We start from the raw sequence: 1,672 nt of genomic DNA on the forward strand, positions 1-1,672 counted from the left end.
GCGAACGACAAAGAAGTCGGTCGTCACGGCTGGGCCCGTTCAGGCTGGCGAGGTCACGAGGGCGCCGGCCGGAATGGCACCTGCCGCGAAGGCGACGACGGCTCCGGCCGCAAAGGCTGCCGCCGCGCGACGCCCGACGACACAGGCAGCGCCCGAGGCGGCGACGATCTCCAAAAGCGCCGCCGCCGCAGCGCGCCGGGCCCGGAAGGCGGGCTGAGGTGGACGAGACACTCGCCGCGCTCGAGAGCGAGACGGCCCGGCTGCTGGCCACCGTCGCCGGGCTCGACGATCCGGCCGCGGCCAGCGGATGCGACGGTTGGACGCGTGGCCACATCCTGACCCATTTGGCACGGAATGCCGACGGCCTCGCCGGGCTGGTCCGGGCCGCGGTGGACGGCAGTGGCGAGACGATGTACGCCTCGGCGCAGGCCCGCGACGCTGATATCGAGGCCGGCGCCGGGAGGGCCATGCCCGATCTGGCCGACGACCTTCGGACGAGCTCTGCCCGGTTGGCACAAGCTCTCCCCCGGCTGGCAGGGCTCGACGCGGGACTATTGGTCGAGCGCACGCCCGGCGGACCACGCTTTCGCGCAGCAGATCTGCCGACCATGCGTCTGCGAGAGGTGCTCTATCACCACGCCGACCTGCGGGCCGGCTTCGATTTCGAGGATTTTCCGCCCGACCTGGTGGCGACCTACCTGGCGCGGGAGGTGACGGCGCTGGCCGGTCTCCCCGATGCGCCGGCCGTCACGCTGGCGCCGGCCGGACAGGAGCCGATCCGGGTGGGTCCGAGCGGCCCCACGGTCGCCGGATCCCCAGCCGCGCTGCTTCGTTGGCTGGCCCGCCGTGACCCTGCGGGCGTCCACGCACTCGACGGTGACGTCCTTCCCGAACTTCCGAGAGGCAGTTGATACTGATGACCGACCCCTACACCGGCGAGGTGACGCCCGGCGGACCGAGCGAGGTCCGCGAGTTGGCGCACGCGACAATCCGCAAGATGTCCGTCTCGGCGATGCACAACAACGTCTACCTCGTCACCGACAAGGGGACGGGCTCCCAATTACTGATTGACGCCGCCGACGACCCCGCGCGTTGCCTGGCCCTGGTCGCCGAGGGCACGGGCCGCCTCGATGCGCTGGTCACCACGCACCAGCACTGGGACCACACGCGCGCCCTCGCTGATGTCGTCGCGGCCACGGGAGCGCGCACGTATGCCGGCGCCGACGACGCCGACGCGCTTCCGCTGCCACCCGATGTGCGGCTCTCGCAAGGCGACACGATCGCCGTCGGGGGACTCGAGTTCGACGTGATCCATCTGCGCGGGCATACGCCGGGGTCGGTGGCGCTGGCCTACGCCGACCCGGATGGGGTGACCCACCTGTTCACCGGTGATTCGCTCTTCCCCGGGGGCGTCGGCAACACCACGATGCCGGGGCAGAGTTTCGAGAGCCTGTATGCCGATGTGGTCGACCGCGTCTTCGACCGCTTCCCGGACGACACCTGGTTCTATCCCGGCCACGGCAACGACTCAACCGTCGGCCTCGAGCGGCCCCACCTCGGCGAGTGGCGCGAGCGCGGCTGGTGAGCCCAGCTCACGTATCACGCGTGATACGTGAGGGTGATGACGGTGCCAGTCCGGGATCTTCGCAACAACAGCGCCTGGGTGCTGGCC

General features: G+C 70.8%; 2 protein-coding genes. Both read left to right on the forward strand.

Annotation, left to right across the window (positions count from 1 at the left end; all coding sequences use genetic code 11):
• The first annotated feature begins 218 nt into the window (after window positions 1–218).
• Window positions 219–911, forward strand: a complete 693-nt coding sequence (locus PKH97_RS16465; RefSeq protein ID WP_324388688.1) for a maleylpyruvate isomerase family mycothiol-dependent enzyme — start codon at window positions 219–221, stop codon at window positions 909–911.
• A gap of 5 nt (window positions 912–916) precedes the next feature.
• Complete coding sequence (locus tag PKH97_RS16470) at window positions 917–1,585, forward strand: MBL fold metallo-hydrolase (protein WP_324388689.1); 669 nt, start codon at window positions 917–919, stop codon at window positions 1,583–1,585.
• Window positions 1,586–1,672: the final 87 nt, after the last annotated feature.

This window comes from Nostocoides sp. (assembly GCF_035343835.1).
Taxonomy (GTDB): domain Bacteria; phylum Actinomycetota; class Actinomycetes; order Actinomycetales; family Dermatophilaceae; genus Nostocoides_A; species Nostocoides_A vanveenii.